Annotated in this window: 14 protein-coding genes; 6 read left to right on the top strand and 8 right to left on the bottom strand. The window is 72.9% G+C overall.

Annotated features, from left to right (window positions below; genetic code table 11):
- Positions 1-34: 34 nt before the first annotated feature.
- On the bottom strand, positions 35-1279 hold the full coding sequence (locus tag K1T35_RS44100; RefSeq protein ID WP_255621331.1) for an isochorismate synthase MenF: 1245 nt from the start codon (positions 1277-1279) through the stop codon (positions 35-37).
- Between the two features lie 97 nt (positions 1280-1376).
- Here K1T35_RS44100 and K1T35_RS44095 point away from each other — a divergent pair, with 97 nt between their 5' ends.
- Positions 1377-1868 carry a DUF3592 domain-containing protein gene (locus K1T35_RS44095; RefSeq protein ID WP_220257584.1) on the top strand — a complete coding sequence of 164 codons (492 nt, stop codon included), beginning with the start codon at positions 1377-1379 and terminating at the stop codon, positions 1866-1868.
- Here the strand turns inward: K1T35_RS44095 and K1T35_RS44090 are convergent.
- The 4 genes from K1T35_RS44090 to K1T35_RS44075 all read right to left on the bottom strand — a co-directional run bounded on the left by K1T35_RS44090 (position 1865) and on the right by K1T35_RS44075 (position 5304).
- A complete protein-coding gene (locus tag K1T35_RS44090; RefSeq protein WP_220257583.1) occupies positions 1865-2269 on the bottom strand; it encodes an MmcQ/YjbR family DNA-binding protein in 405 nt (134 codons plus the stop codon). The two genes, K1T35_RS44095 and K1T35_RS44090, sit on opposite strands and share 4 nt — an antisense overlap.
- A 10-nt stretch (positions 2270-2279) precedes the next feature.
- Positions 2280-3185 carry a DMT family transporter gene (locus tag K1T35_RS44085; RefSeq protein ID WP_220257582.1) on the bottom strand — a complete coding sequence of 302 codons (906 nt, stop codon included), beginning with the start codon at positions 3183-3185 and terminating at the stop codon, positions 2280-2282.
- A 15-nt stretch (positions 3186-3200) separates the two neighbouring features.
- Positions 3201-4355 (bottom strand): NAD-dependent formate dehydrogenase, encoded by a 1155-nt coding sequence (locus tag K1T35_RS44080; protein ID WP_220257581.1) that lies wholly within the window; start codon positions 4353-4355, stop codon positions 3201-3203.
- Between the two features lie 115 nt (positions 4356-4470).
- Positions 4471-5304: an inositol monophosphatase gene (locus tag K1T35_RS44075; protein ID WP_220257580.1), complete on the bottom strand. Its 834-nt coding sequence runs from the start codon at positions 5302-5304 to the stop codon at positions 4471-4473.
- Positions 5305-5458: 154 nt separating this feature from the next.
- Here K1T35_RS44075 and K1T35_RS44070 point away from each other — a divergent pair, with 154 nt between their 5' ends.
- The 3 genes from K1T35_RS44070 to K1T35_RS44060 are packed head-to-tail and all read left to right on the top strand — an operon-like array spanning position 5459 to position 8567.
- Positions 5459-6613 carry a glycosyltransferase family 1 protein gene (locus K1T35_RS44070; protein WP_220257579.1) on the top strand — a complete coding sequence of 385 codons (1155 nt, stop codon included), beginning with the start codon at positions 5459-5461 and terminating at the stop codon, positions 6611-6613.
- A gap of 1 nt (position 6614) precedes the next feature.
- Positions 6615-7721: a glycosyltransferase gene (locus K1T35_RS44065; RefSeq protein WP_220257578.1), complete on the top strand. Its 1107-nt coding sequence runs from the start codon at positions 6615-6617 to the stop codon at positions 7719-7721.
- Positions 7722-7739: 18 nt separating this feature from the next.
- Complete coding sequence (locus tag K1T35_RS44060) at positions 7740-8567, top strand: helix-turn-helix domain-containing protein (RefSeq protein WP_220257577.1); 828 nt, start codon at positions 7740-7742, stop codon at positions 8565-8567.
- Positions 8568-8595: 28 nt separating this feature from the next.
- On the opposite strand, the gene K1T35_RS44055 is transcribed toward K1T35_RS44060, so the two are convergent.
- Entirely contained in the window at positions 8596-9420 is an 825-nt protein-coding gene (locus tag K1T35_RS44055; protein ID WP_220257576.1) for an NmrA family NAD(P)-binding protein, read from the bottom strand.
- A 119-nt stretch (positions 9421-9539) separates the two neighbouring features.
- On the bottom strand, positions 9540-10223 hold the full coding sequence (locus tag K1T35_RS44050) for a TetR/AcrR family transcriptional regulator (protein WP_255622774.1): 684 nt from the start codon (positions 10221-10223) through the stop codon (positions 9540-9542).
- A 151-nt stretch (positions 10224-10374) separates the two neighbouring features.
- Between K1T35_RS44050 and K1T35_RS44045 the strand changes: the two genes are divergently transcribed.
- Complete coding sequence (locus K1T35_RS44045; protein ID WP_220257574.1) at positions 10375-11112, top strand: SDR family oxidoreductase; 738 nt, start codon at positions 10375-10377, stop codon at positions 11110-11112.
- A gap of 14 nt (positions 11113-11126) precedes the next feature.
- Positions 11127-12026 (top strand): SDR family oxidoreductase, encoded by a 900-nt coding sequence (locus tag K1T35_RS44040; RefSeq protein WP_220257573.1) that lies wholly within the window; start codon positions 11127-11129, stop codon positions 12024-12026.
- An 80-nt stretch (positions 12027-12106) separates the two neighbouring features.
- Here K1T35_RS44040 and K1T35_RS44035 read toward each other — a convergent pair whose 3' ends face one another.
- Positions 12107-12919, bottom strand: a complete 813-nt coding sequence (locus K1T35_RS44035) for an LLM class flavin-dependent oxidoreductase (RefSeq protein ID WP_220257572.1) — start codon at positions 12917-12919, stop codon at positions 12107-12109.
- Between the last annotated feature and the right edge of the window lie 62 nt (positions 12920-12981).

Genomic DNA, 12981 nt, shown 5'->3' with positions numbered 1-12981 from the left:
CATGTACGCCCGGACGGTTGGCGTTGTCCAGGGCTCAGCCCGGTTCGGTGTCCTCGAGAGCGTCGCGGACAGCGACCATCTTCGCCGCGGCCTCCCGCACCTCCGTGTCGGGATCGGAGTCGGCGACGATCCCGCAGCCTGCGAACAGGCGCGCGGTCGGCCCGTCCAGGAGCGCGCAGCGCAGGGCGATGCCGAGCTCGCCGTCGCCGTTGCCGTCCATCCAGCCGACGGGGCCCGCGTAGCGGCCGCGGTCCATGCCCTCCAGCTCGGCGATGAGGGCGAGTGCCGCGTCGCGCGGGGTGCCGCCGACCGCGGCCGTGGGGTGCACGGCCGACGCGAGCTGCAGCAGCGAGGCCGGTGACTGCGGGTCGAGCTTGCCGTGCACGTCGCTGGCCAGGTGCGAGACGTTGCGCAGTGCGATCACCGATGGCGTGTCCGGCACGTCGAGCGAGCTGCACATCGGACGGAGCGCGTCGGCGAGCGAGTCGACGGCGAGCGCGTGCTCGTGCCGGTCCTTGGCCGACCCGAGTAGCTGACCCGGCAGGTCGTCGCACTCGCCGGGCCAGATCGTGCCCGCGAGAACCCGCGACGACACGGTGCCGTCCACGCGGCGCACCAGCATCTCGGGGGTGGCGCCGACGAGCCGGTCCACCGAATAGGACCAGCAGGTGGGATAGCGGCGGGCAAGTCCTGCGAGCAGGGCCCGCGGGTCGAGCGGGGCGTCACCCACCGCGAGCAGGTCGTGGGCGAGCGCGGCCTTGTCGAGCTCGCCCGCCCGCATCCGGCGGACCGCCTCGGCCACCGCCTTCCGGTAGCCGGCCACGGGAAGCAGCCCGTCGGCGAATCGCAGGGTGCCGCTCGGCCGCACCGGGGTGACGGCCCGCATTGCCGAGGGGCCGTCCCCGTGCGAGAACTCGGTGATCCACGCCACGCCGTCCCGGCGCCCGACGAGCACCCGCGGCACGACGAGGACCGACCCCGGCGAGGAGTCGGCGAACGTGAAGCTGGCAAACGCCACCGGGCCGGTGCCGGGCAGGTCGACCTCGTCGCTGACGCGCAGGCCCTCGGTGAAGGAACGCCACCACGAGTCGGCCTCGGCGAACCGGTTCGCCCCCGACACGGTGATGCGGGCGACCTCACCCCATCCGACGAGACCGTCCGACCCGCGCACCCACGACAGCGGGTTGCGGTCGTCCGGAAGCAGCTCGAGCAGGCCACCCGGGTCGCCGACGAGCCTGGTTCGCACGCCCAACCCGGTCGGTAGCGGGGCGATCGTCACGAATCCGAGAGTAGGAGGCGATTCGCGCCCGCGTGCGCGCGACCCGGGAGGCCCCGGCCACACCGGTGCCCTCACCAGGCCTCATACGATGGGGGACGTGACGAGTGGCACCCAGACGACGGGCACGGGGCGCACCCGCGCGATCGACGAGCTTGCATCGCTGGTGCGCCCGCTCGGTCGCTTCATGACCAGCAAGGCCTCGGAGATCGTCACCGGGATCGCGGTGCTCGCCACCGTGCTCGGCTTGCTCGCGCTGGCAGGCGCCGCTGTTGACGACCGCTCCATCTCGGCCAACCCCGGCTACGCGCAGGCGGAGGTGCTGGACGGGTCGACGTTCGCCCGCACGGTTGTCCGCTTCACGGTGGCCAGCGGGGAGACGGTGGCGCCCGAGCACGGGGTCTTCTACCCATCCGGGCTCACGGTGGGCGAGTCGGTGGCCGTCGAGTACGACCTGGCCAACCCCGAACTCGTCCGGGTGGCCGGGCGCAGCGCGCTCGACCAGGCGGTCCCGCTCACCCTCGGCGTCGCGCTGGTGTGGGCGGTGCTGGGCCCGATCGCCTTCTGGCTGCGCCGCCGCCGCGTCAGCTAAGGGCGATACCTGTCGGCGAGCTCGGGAGGGGCGCAGGCCCTCCAGCCGTCGAGGAGGGCGTCGCGTAATGCGTCCTCGGTGACGGCGTCCAGCTGGACGAGCACGGCGGCGTACCCGTTGAAGTGCGGGATCGTGAAGAACGCGTCGGTGTTCTCGGCGAGGACGGCCTCCTTCTCGTGGAGGTCGATGACGCGGATCGCGAGGATCGGGCCGTCCGGCGGGGTGTCGGCGCCATACCGCCGGAGGTCGGCCTTGCTGAACGGCCGTTCCCACGCGAAGACCTTGGCACCGCCGCTCCTGGTGGCGCCGGGCACCGCCCACGCCCGGCCGCCACGCTGCTCGATCTCCACGACCTCGGGCAGCTCGGTGGCGATGCGCGCCACGTCGTCGAGGCTCACCATCCCCCGGACGCTACTCCGCGCGGCGCGTCGCCAGCGCAACTCCGAGCACGGTGACCACCATTCCGCCGACCGCCACCAGCCCGAGCGACTCGCCGAACATCGCGAACGCCATCAGAGCTGTGATCCCGGGCACGAGGTAGAAGTAGCTGGTGACCTGGGCCGCAGCGCCGCGGCGCAGCATGAGGAACAGCAGCGAGATGCCGCCGCCGGTGAGCACCAGCACCGACCAGGCCAGCGCGCCGAACAGCTGCGGTGTCCAGTCGAACCGGAACGACTCGAACGCGAGCGCGAACGGCAACGTCACCGCGACCGAGGCGACGAACTGCACCACCTGGCCCGTGCGCAGATCGAACCGCGGGCAGAACCGCTTCTGGTAGAGCGTGCCGATCGTGATCGCGAGCAGGGCCATGATCGTGAGGCCGAGCGTCAGCGGTGAGAGGCCCTGGGCCGTCAACCGGTTGGACACCACGAGCGCGACGCCCGCGAACCCGAGGAGCAGCCCGAACACCTGCCGCCTGCCCAGCCGTTCGCCGAGCAGCCCGGCGAACGCCGCGGTGAGCACCGGCTGCAGGTTCACGACGAGCGCCGCGACGCCTGCCGGCATCCCGGCGGCGACCGCGGCCCACACCCCGCCCAGGTAGCCGGCCTGGATCCCGACGCCCGCCACCGCGATGTGCAGCGCCTGCCACCCGCGTGGCCACGGAGCGCGGGCCGCCACCGCGAGGGCGAGCATCAACACGATCACGCCCGCGTAGCGCACCACCAGGAAGCTCAGCGGTTCCGCGTACGGGGCGGCGTACTTCGCGACGACGAAGCCGGACGCCCAGATGACGACGAACGCGAACGGCGTGGCGCGGACGGCGAGGTCGGCGCGGGATGCGGTGGTGCTGATGCTCGACCATAACCCGGCACTCACCGGGTTATGTACGGCTCAGGTGCTGTAGGAGTGCGCTCCGGTTCCCGCGAGCTTCCCGGCGTCGACGATGAGGTACTCGTCGCGGATCGGGGTGCCCGCGAAGTGGGCCTCCAGGATCTCGCGGGTGCCGGCCGCATAGCGGGCCTGCGCCGAGAGCGTGGAGCCGGAGATGTGCGGGGTCATGCCGTGGTGGGGCATGGCCCGCCACGGGTGGTCCGGTGGGGCCGGCTGCGGGTACCACACGTCGCCCGCGTAGCCCGCCAGCCGGCCACTCTCCAGTGCGCGCACGACCGCGTCGCGATCGACGATCAGGCCGCGTGCGGTGTTGATGAGGTAGGCGCCGCGGCGCATCGTGGCCAGCAGCCGCTCGTCGAACAGGTTCATGGTCTCCGGGTGCAGCGGCGCGTTGATGGTCACGACGTCGCAGTGCGGGACCATGTCCTCCGTGCTGGCGTGGAAGGTCAGGCCCAGCTCCCGCTCGACCTCGGCCGGCAGGCGGTGCCGGTCGGTGTAGTGCAGCCGGACGTCGAACGGGGCGAGGCGGCGCAGTACGGCGAGCCCGATGCGGCCCGCGGCGACGGTGCCGACGTCCATGCCTTCGAGGTCGTAGGAGCGGGATACGCAGTCGGCGATGTTCCACCCGCCGCGGCGTACCCATTCGTGCGATGGCAGGTAATTGCGCACCAAGGACAGGATCATCATCACGACGTGCTCGGCCACGCTGATGCTGTTGCAGTAGGTGACCTCGGCGACGGTGATTCCGTTGCTGATGGCGGCCTCGAGATCGACGTGGTCCGAGCCGATTCCCGCGGTGAGTGCCAACTTCAGATTCGGCGCCTTCGCGATGCGCTCCGCCGTGAGGTACGCGGGCCAGAACGGCTGCGATATCACGACTTCCGCATCGGCCAGGTGCCGGTCGAACTCGGAGTCGGTCCCGTCCTTGTCAGAGGTGACGACCAGCTCGTGGCCCTGCGCCTCGAGGAACGCCCGCAGGCCGAGCTCACCCGACACGCTGCCCAGCAGCGCGCCCGGCGTGAAGTCGGTCGCCGTCGGTGTGGGCAAGGTCTGTCCGTCGGGGTAGCGCTCGAGCACGGGGAGACCGTCCCGCGCATAGTCCGTGGGGTAGCCGTCCACCGGGTCGTCGTAAAGGACGCACAGCACCTTCGCCATCGTCTGCTCCCTCGAGGATCTGCATGTTTCCTGTGCAGACACTCGCCGAATGGGTGGCGCGGGGCAATGCCGGTGGGGATGATTCTGCGTATGCGCCGATAAACGAAATTTGTCGTCAGGCGTCGGAAGCGCGCCACCAGGCCAGGACCGCGTCGAGCGCGCCCGGCACCGCGACGATCATCGCGTCGTCGGGCAGGGGATCGGGACGGCCGTTCCGGTCGACGATCACGGCGCCCGCCTCGGCCGCGAGGCAGGCGGCGCCCGCGACGTCCCACTCGTGGTAGCCCTCGAGCACGGCGGCGACCGCGTGCCCGAGCGCCACCTGCGTGACCGCGAGCGCCGATGATCCGAGCGAGCGGATCCCGGCGTGGGCAGCGGCGGCATGGCGGGTGAACGCCGCGGTGCGGTCGGGCCCGAGCTCGGCGCAGATCAGCCCGCCCGCCGGAGGCCGGGGGACGACCCGGACCGGGACGCCGTTCGCCCGCACCCCTCGTCCGCGGGCGGCGGCGTAGATCTGGGCCCGGCTCGGGTCGGCGATCACCCCCACGACTGGTCCGGAGGCGTCCACCAGCGCGAGACTGTATGCGCACCACGGGAATCCCGCGACGTAGTTTGCGGTGCCGTCGACCGGGTCGACGACCCACCGGTAGGGGGCGCGGTGCGCGTCCGGGTCGGCGCCGTACTCCTCGCCGACAACGGGCACGCCGGGGAACTCCGCTGCGAGAACTCGGCGGGTGTGGCGCTCGAGGGTGCGGTCGGTGTCGGTGACCCAGTCGAAGGGGTTGGCCTTGTGCGCGGCCCCGCTGTGGTGCTCACGGCCCGCGGTGGCCGTGATCACCTCGGCCGCGTCGTTGGCGAGCCGCCCGGCCACCTCGAGGGCACGGGACATCAGCCCGGCTTCCACAGGGAGGGGCGCCGGGGGTGCGCTCGGTTCCTGCTGGACGGTCATGTGGCCCGAGCGTCACCGGCTCCGGTGTCCCGGGTGCGTCCCGCAGGTGACGTGCCGACGATCACATGGCCAACTGTGCGACAGACACGGGCTGTTCCTGCGCCGTTGGGCGGCTCGCCACCGGCGCGATCCCCTGGCGGGAGACCGTTCCACCGTGCGCGTCGCGATCGTCTCCGAGTGCTTCCTCCCCGTGGTCAACGGCGTCACCAACTCGGTGCTCAGAGTCGTCGAGCACCTGACCGAAGCGGGCCACGACGTGTTGGTCGTCGCACCCGGCATGGACGGCCCCACCGAGTACGCGGGCGCCCCCGTCGTGCGGATCAGGGAGATGAACCTGCCGGTGGTGTCGTCGATGCCGGTCGGCGTGCCGAGCAGGCGCGTGCTGACGGCGCTGCGCGAGTTCGCCCCGGACGTGGTGCACCTCGCGGCACCGTTCGTCGTCGGCTACCGGGGCCTCGTTGCGGCGCGCAGGCTGGGCATCCCGACGGTCGCGGTCTACCAGACGGACGTGGCGGGCTTCGCCTCCTCGTACGGCCTCGGCCTCACCGCCCGCGCGGCGTGGCGGTGGACGTGCCGGCTGCACGGGCTGGCCGACCGCACGCTCGCGCCGTCGAGCTGGGCCACGGCGGCGCTGCGGGCGCGGGGGGTGCCGCGGGTGCACCAGTGGGCGCGTGGCGTCGACACCCGGCGGTTCACCCCGTCCAAGCGCGACGACGGGCTGCGCGCCGAGCTGGCGCCCGGTGGCGAGCTGCTGGTCGGGTACGTCGGGCGGCTGGCGCCGGAGAAGCAGGTCGAGCGGCTCGCCACGCTCCACGGGCTGCCCGGCACCCGGCTCGTCGTGGTGGGCGGCGGCCCCAGCGAGGAGCGGCTGCGCGCGACCCTGCCCGCCGCGGCGTTCCTCGGCTTCCGGGAGGGCGACGAGCTCGCCCGGATCTACGCGTCGCTCGACGTGTTCGTGCACACCGGGCCGTCCGAGACGTTCTGCCAGGCCGTGCAGGAGGCCCTCGCGTCCGGGCTGCCCGTGGTGGCCCCGGACGCGGGCGGCCCACGCGACCTCGTGCTGCCGGGGCGCACCGGCTTCCTGGTGCCGCCGCACCCCGACTTGGCGACCCCGGACGATCCGGCGGTCGTGGCCGCCGACGCCGAGCTGCGCGACGCGGTCGAGGCGCTCGCCGACCCGCAGCTGCGGAGGCGGTTCGGTGCGGCCGCCCGACGGTCGGTGCTGCGTCGCACCTGGTCGGCCGTGTGCGACGAGCTGCTGGCCCACTACGCCGAGGTCATCGGCAGTCATGCGGTCGCGGCAGCCTGAGTTGAGGATCGTCCAGCTCGCGAACTTCTACGGCCCGCGGTCCGGCGGCCTGCGCACCACCCTGCACCACCTCGGCGCTGGTTACCGGGCGTGGGGGCACGAGGTCGTGCTCGTGGTGCCGGGTCCGCGGTCCGCCGACGAGCTCATGCCCACCGGGATCCGGCGGATCACGATCGCCGCGCCCCGCCTGCCCGGCACCGGCGGCTACCGGGCGGTCGACCCGTGGCGGGTGCAGCGGCTGCTGGAGCGGCTGCGTCCCGACGCGATCGAGGTGTCCGACCGGCTGACCCTGCGCGGGCTCGGCGCGTGGGCCGCCCGGCACGGCGTGCCGAGCGTGGTGATCTCCCACGAGCGGCTCGACCGGCTGCTCGCGCAGTTCCTGCTGCCCGGCGCCGCGGCCCGGCACGTCGCCGACGTGGCGAACGCCCGGATGGCGGCCGCATACGACACCGTCGTCTGCACGACATCATTCGCGCGGGCCGAGTTCGACCGCATCGGGGTTCGCAACGTCGCGCAGGTGCCGCTCGGCGTCGACCTCACGGCGTTCTCGCCGCGGCACCACGACCCCGACCTGCGTTCCGGCCTCGCCGCCGGCGCGGACGCCCTCCTCGTGCACTGCGGGCGGCTCTCGCCGGAGAAGCACCCCGAGCGCAGCATCGACACCGTGGCCGCGCTGCGCACCGCTGGGCACCGGGTGCGGCTGGTCGTCGCGGGGGACGGGCCACGGCGACCCGCCCTCGAGCGGCGCGCCGCCGGGTTGCCGGTGACATTCGTCGGTTTCGTCCGCGACCGCTCCCAGCTCGCCCGGCTGCTGGCATCCGCGGATGTCTCGCTCGCACCCGGCCCGCACGAGACGTTCGGGTTGTCGGCCCTCGAAGCGCTCGCCAGCGGAACCCCGGTGGTGGTGTCGGCGTCCTCGGCGCTGCCGGAGATCGTCGGCCCGTCCGGGGCCGCGGCGCTCGACCGTCCCGAGGCCTTCGCCGCGGGCGTCAGCACGCTGCTCGCCGCCGACGAGGCCGCCCGGCGCGGCGCCGCGCGGGCCCGGGCGGAGCAGTTCGGCTGGCCCGCCTCGGTGGCGGGGATGCTGGGGAGGCTCGCGGCCTCCTGAAGACCCGATACTGGAGCGGTGCCGAGTCAGCGCTCCGATATCGGTGAGTTCCTCCGCTCCCGCCGGGCCAGGATCCAGCCAGCCGATACCGGCCTGCAGGTCTACGGCGAGCGGCGCCGGGTGCCCGGCCTGCGCCGCGAGGAGCTGGCACAGCTGGCCGGGGTGAGCGCGGACTACTACGTGCGGCTCGAACAGGGGCGGCTGGCCAATGTCTCGGCCGAGATCCTGGACGCGGTGGCGCGCGTGCTGCGCCTGACGGAAGCCGAGCAGCGCCACCTCCACGAGCTCGCGGGGCGCACCCGCAACAGCCGGGTGCGGGTGGAGCAGGAGGTGCGGCCGAGCCAGCAATGGGTGCTCGACGCGTTGCGGGGTGCGGCCGGGGTGGTCCTGGGCACGGCAACCGACCTGCTCGCGTGGAACCCGCTGGCGGGCGTGCTGTTCGGGGTCGATTTCGACGCGCTGCCCAGGAGCGAGCGCAACATGTGCCGCATGATCTTCCTCGAGGAGGGTCTGCGGTCGCGGTTGAGGCCGTGGGAGCAATGGGCTCGATACGCGATCGGCGGGCTGCGCATGCACGTCGGACGCCACCCCGACGACCCGCGGATGGCCGCCCTCGTCGAGGAGTTGACGGCGGGGAGCCCGGAGTTCCGGAAGTGGTGGGCCGACCACCCGGTCTGGACGGAGCCCCACGGCAGGCAGGTTTTCTGGCACCCGGACGTCGGTGAGTTCACGCTGTCGTTCGAGGCGTTCGTCCTCCCGGAGATCTGGGACAGCAGCCTCCTCGTCCTGACGGCCGCCCCCGGCTCTCCCGGCCGCGCGGCCCTCGACGCGCTCGATCCGCGGTAGCGGGCAGCCCCGCTACCGCGGACGCGCGTCACGCGTCCCAGACCCCGGTGGCGGCCGCGGCCCGCACGTAGCCGGCGAAGTCGCGTGGCTCGCGGTCGAGCGCCTTCTGCACGCCGTCGCCGAGGTAGGCGTTGTGCCCGTCGAGTACCTCGGCGAACAGCACGATGAGATCGTCGGCGTACTCGGCAGGCACCCCGGCCCTGAGCAGCTGATCCCTGGCTTCCGGGCCGGACACGTCGCGGTACCGGACGTCCCGCCCCGTGGCGGCGGAGATCTCGGCGGCCGCCTCGGCGAACGTGATCAGGCGCGGGCCCGTCACGTCGTAGGCCTGACCGATGTGCCGGTCGTCCGAGAAGGCCGCCATGGCGATGTCGACGATGTCCTCGACGTCGACGAACGGCTCGCCGACGTTGCCTGCCGGCAGCGTGATCTCCCCGGACAGCACCGGCTCGAGCAGGTGCCCCTCCGAGAAGTTCTGCATGAACCACCCCGCGCGGATGACCGTGAGGTCCGCGCCGCTCGCCTGCACCAGCTGCTCGGCGTACTGCGCACCGGCCTCTCCTCGTCCGGACAGCAGCACGAGCCGGCGCGCTCCGCGTGCGACCGCAAGCTCCGCCAGCTCCGCGACCGTCTCCGCGGCGCCGGGGGAGGTCAGGTCCGGGAAGTACGTCAGGTACGCCGCGCCGACCCCATGCAGCGCGGTCTCCCATGTGCCCTTGTCCGCCCACGCGAACGGCGGGTCGGCCTGGCGCGAACCCTCGCGGACCGGCACGCCGGCCGCTCGGAGCCGCTCGGTGATCCGCCGCCCCGTCTTGCCCGTGGCTCCGGTCACGAGCACTCCTGCATCCGTCATCTCGTCGCCCTCCCTCGGTTGACCTGCCGGTTTCGGCATCGAGATGAGGGTGCGCCGTGCGCGGCGGGGTAGCCACGGAGCGCTTCTTCCTAGGTCTGGGGGAACCAGGTTCGGTACGCCTACGCGCCGGCGAGGGTGTCGAGCCAGTGCAGCAGCAGCGCAGTCTCCGGGTCGCCGAGCTCCGTCCGGCGGTCCCGCAGGATGGCCGCCAGCTGCAGGGCCGCAACGGTCAGCGAGCCGTCCTCGGCGGACCTCCGGCGGCCGGCGTCCGGGACGAGCACCGCGGCGTGGACGGCGTCGCGCACCCGCCGGGAGAGGTCGGGGTCGGGATAGTTCTCGGGCTGCGTGACGAGGTTCAGTGCCAGTCCGATGTTCGCGGACATGATCATCTGAGCGGCCAGCCCCGACTCGACGCGCAACCTGCCCGCGGCCGCGCACCGGTCGAGGACCTCGCGCAGCAGGCGCATCGCCTCCTGCGCCGCGGAGGGGACGGTGGCGAAGCTCGGCGAGAACATCAGCCGGTAGACGGCCGGGTGGGACTTCGCGAACTCGACGTGGGTGTCCCACCCGTTGCGCAGGTCCACCACCGGATCCTCGGACGGCGCAGCGGCCCGCTTCGTCGCGAGGTAGCGGTCGAACCCGTAGTCGACCAGCGCGCTGAGCAGGCCGTTCTTGTCGCCGAACAGTCGGTAGAGCACGGGCGCGCCGACGCCGACCGCCTCGCACACGGCGCGGGTCGCGATGTCACGGTCCGGTGAGGCGTCGAGCAGCTCCTCGGCCGCCTCGAGCATCCGCGTGCGCATGTCCACGACACGATCGTAGCGTCACTAACACGTGCAACGTACGGGTGTTACGCACGTCATATCAATGGTTCGTCGAACACGTAGCGCTGCTACGAAGGTGGTGTTAGCGTCGGTCTCGTTCGAACGGAACAGCGTTACGGAGGAGCGAACCATGACTGAGAACACGCCGCGCGTCGCGATCGTGACCGGTGGTTCCGGAGGCATCGGGCGGGCGGTCGCCGAGCGCCTCGCCGCCGACGGGATGAGCGTGCTCGTGCACTACGCGGGCAACCCGGGACGGGCGAAGGAGACGGTCGACGCGATCGTCGCCGCGGGCGGTACGGCCGGCGCGGTGCAGGCCGACGTCGCGGACGAGAACGATGTGGCGGCCCTCTTCGACGAGGCGGAACGGCGCTACGGCGGCGTCGACGTGGTCGTGCACACGGCCGGGCTCATGCTGCTGGCCCCGCTCGCCGAGCTCGACCTCGCCGACCTCGACCGGATGCACCGCACCAACATCCGCGGGACGTTCGTCGTCGACCAGCAGGCGGCCCGCCGGGTCCGAAGCGGCGGCGCGATCATCAACTTCTCCACGTCGGTGACGAAGATCGCCCTGCCGACCTACACCGCATACGCGGCCAGCAAGGGCGCCGTGGACGCGATGACCCTGATCCTGGCCAGGGAGCTGCGCGGCCGCGACATCACCGTCAACGCCGTGGCCCCCGGCCCGACCGCCACCCCGCTGTTCCTCGAGGGCAAGGACCAGTCGGTGGTGGACCACATGGCGTCGATGGCTCCGCTGGAGCGCCTCGGCACCCCCACCGACATCGCAGAGGCCGTCGCCTTCCTCGCGGGCCCGGCCCGCTGGGTCAACGGGCAGGTCCTCTACGCCAACGGCGGAATCATCTGAGAGGGAGAGGGATCATGGCTGAGAGCATCACCAAGAACATCGTCGTCACCGGGGCGTCCAGCGGCTTCGGGGCGCTCACCGTCAGGGCGCTCGCCGACGCGGGCCACACCGTCTACGCGGGCATGCGCGAGGCCGCGGGCCGCAATGCCCCCGCCGTCGCGGCGCTCGCGGATTACGCGAAGGAGCACGGGGTCGACCTGCGCGCCGTCGAGATGGACGTCGGCGACCAGTCCTCGGTGGACGCGGCCGTCGAGCACATCGTCGCCGAGGCGGGCCGGCTCGACGTGGTCGTGCACAACGCGGGGCACATGGTGCTCGGGCCGGCAGAGGCGTTCACCCCCGAGCAGCTGGCGGCCGTCTACGACGTCAACGTGCTGTCCACCCAGCGCGTGAACCGGGCCGCGCTGCCGCACCTGCGGGCGCAGGGCGACGGGCTCGTGGTGTGGGTCGGCTCCAGCAGCAGCCGCGGCGGCACCCCGCCCTACCTGGCGCCGTACTTCGCCGCCAAGGCCGCCGAGGACGCGCTGGCCGTCAGCTACGCCGCCGAGCTCGCCCGTTTCGGCATCGACACGACGATCGTGGTGCCGGGCGCCTTCACGTCGGGCACGAACCACTTCGCCCACGCCGGGCACCCGCAGAGCGCGGAGACCGTGGCCGCATACGAGGAGCGCTACGCAGGCCTGCTCGACCAGGTGTCCGAGCGGCTCGCCCGGCTCACGCCGCCCGACGCCGACCCAGCCGAGGTGGCCCGCCAGATCGCGCAGGTGGTGGACCTGCCCAAGGGCGAGCGGCCGTTCCGGGTGCACGTCGACCCGGCGCACGACGGCGCGGAGGAGGTCTTCGACCACGGTGACCGCATCCGCGCCGACTTCTACCGGCGCATCGGGCTGGAGGACCTGCTGCGACCGGCGTGAGCCCGCGGCCCCGGCGACGCCCGCGTCCGGCACCGGCCGGCCGCGGGCGCCCGGGTGACTGGTGCTCCCCACCGGAGGCACTAGCGCCCCGGCCCGTCCCTGACCACGCCGCGGACCTCGTCGAGCGAGAGCGCGTCGGGATCGAACTCCACCAGCGACCACGTGGCGCCCGCGCGGGCGTATGGCGCGGGGTCGGTGCCGGGAGGCAGGCCAACGGCGATGTCGAACGGGGTGTCCCGCCGGCGCAGCTCCGCGAGCTCGGCGGCGATCCCGGCGACCTCGTCCGGGTGCTGCAGGTTGACGGGGAAGAACCCGTCGTACCGCGCCGCGCGCCGCAATGGCGCCCGCTTGCCGGGGAATCCCGCCGCCCAGACCGGCACGCCGGGGCGTTGCACCGGGCGCGGCAGGAACCGGATCCCGTCGACGGTGTAGTGCTCGCCGTGGTGGTGCACCGGCTCGCCCGACCAGGCGGCGGTGAGGACGGCAAGCGACTCGTCGAGCATCCGGGCGCGCACACGCTCGTCGAGCTCCTCACCCGTCGCGGAGTACTCGTTGCCGAACCGGTCACTGCCGAGCCCGACACCGAGTGTGAGCCTGCCGCCGCTGAGCTGGTCCAGCGTGGCGGTGGTGCGGGCCACCACGACGGGTCTGCGGCGGGCGAGCGGGGTGACCATCGGGCCCAGCCGGATGCGCTCGGTCGCGGAGGCGATGGCTGCGAGTGTGGTCCACGGGTCGGCGACCGCCTCGACCGGCGCGCGCCACGAGACGTGGTCCCACACGAAGACGCCGTCCCAGCCGGCTTCCTCCGCTTCGGCGGCGAGCCGGGCGACGGCGAGCGGGTCGGCGAGCGCGTCGAAGATCGGGAGCCAGAGCGCGCTCCGCATCGTGGTCATGGTTGCACGCTAGAGCGCCGGGTTGAATCGCCAAAGCGATGATATTCGATCAAATCGATCGT

Source organism: Pseudonocardia sp. DSM 110487, assembly GCF_019468565.1.
In the GTDB taxonomy this organism is placed as follows: Bacteria; Actinomycetota; Actinomycetes; order Mycobacteriales; family Pseudonocardiaceae; genus Pseudonocardia.
The sequence above is the reverse complement of the archived record's forward strand: the minus strand, read 5'-3'. Positions and strand labels throughout refer to the sequence as shown.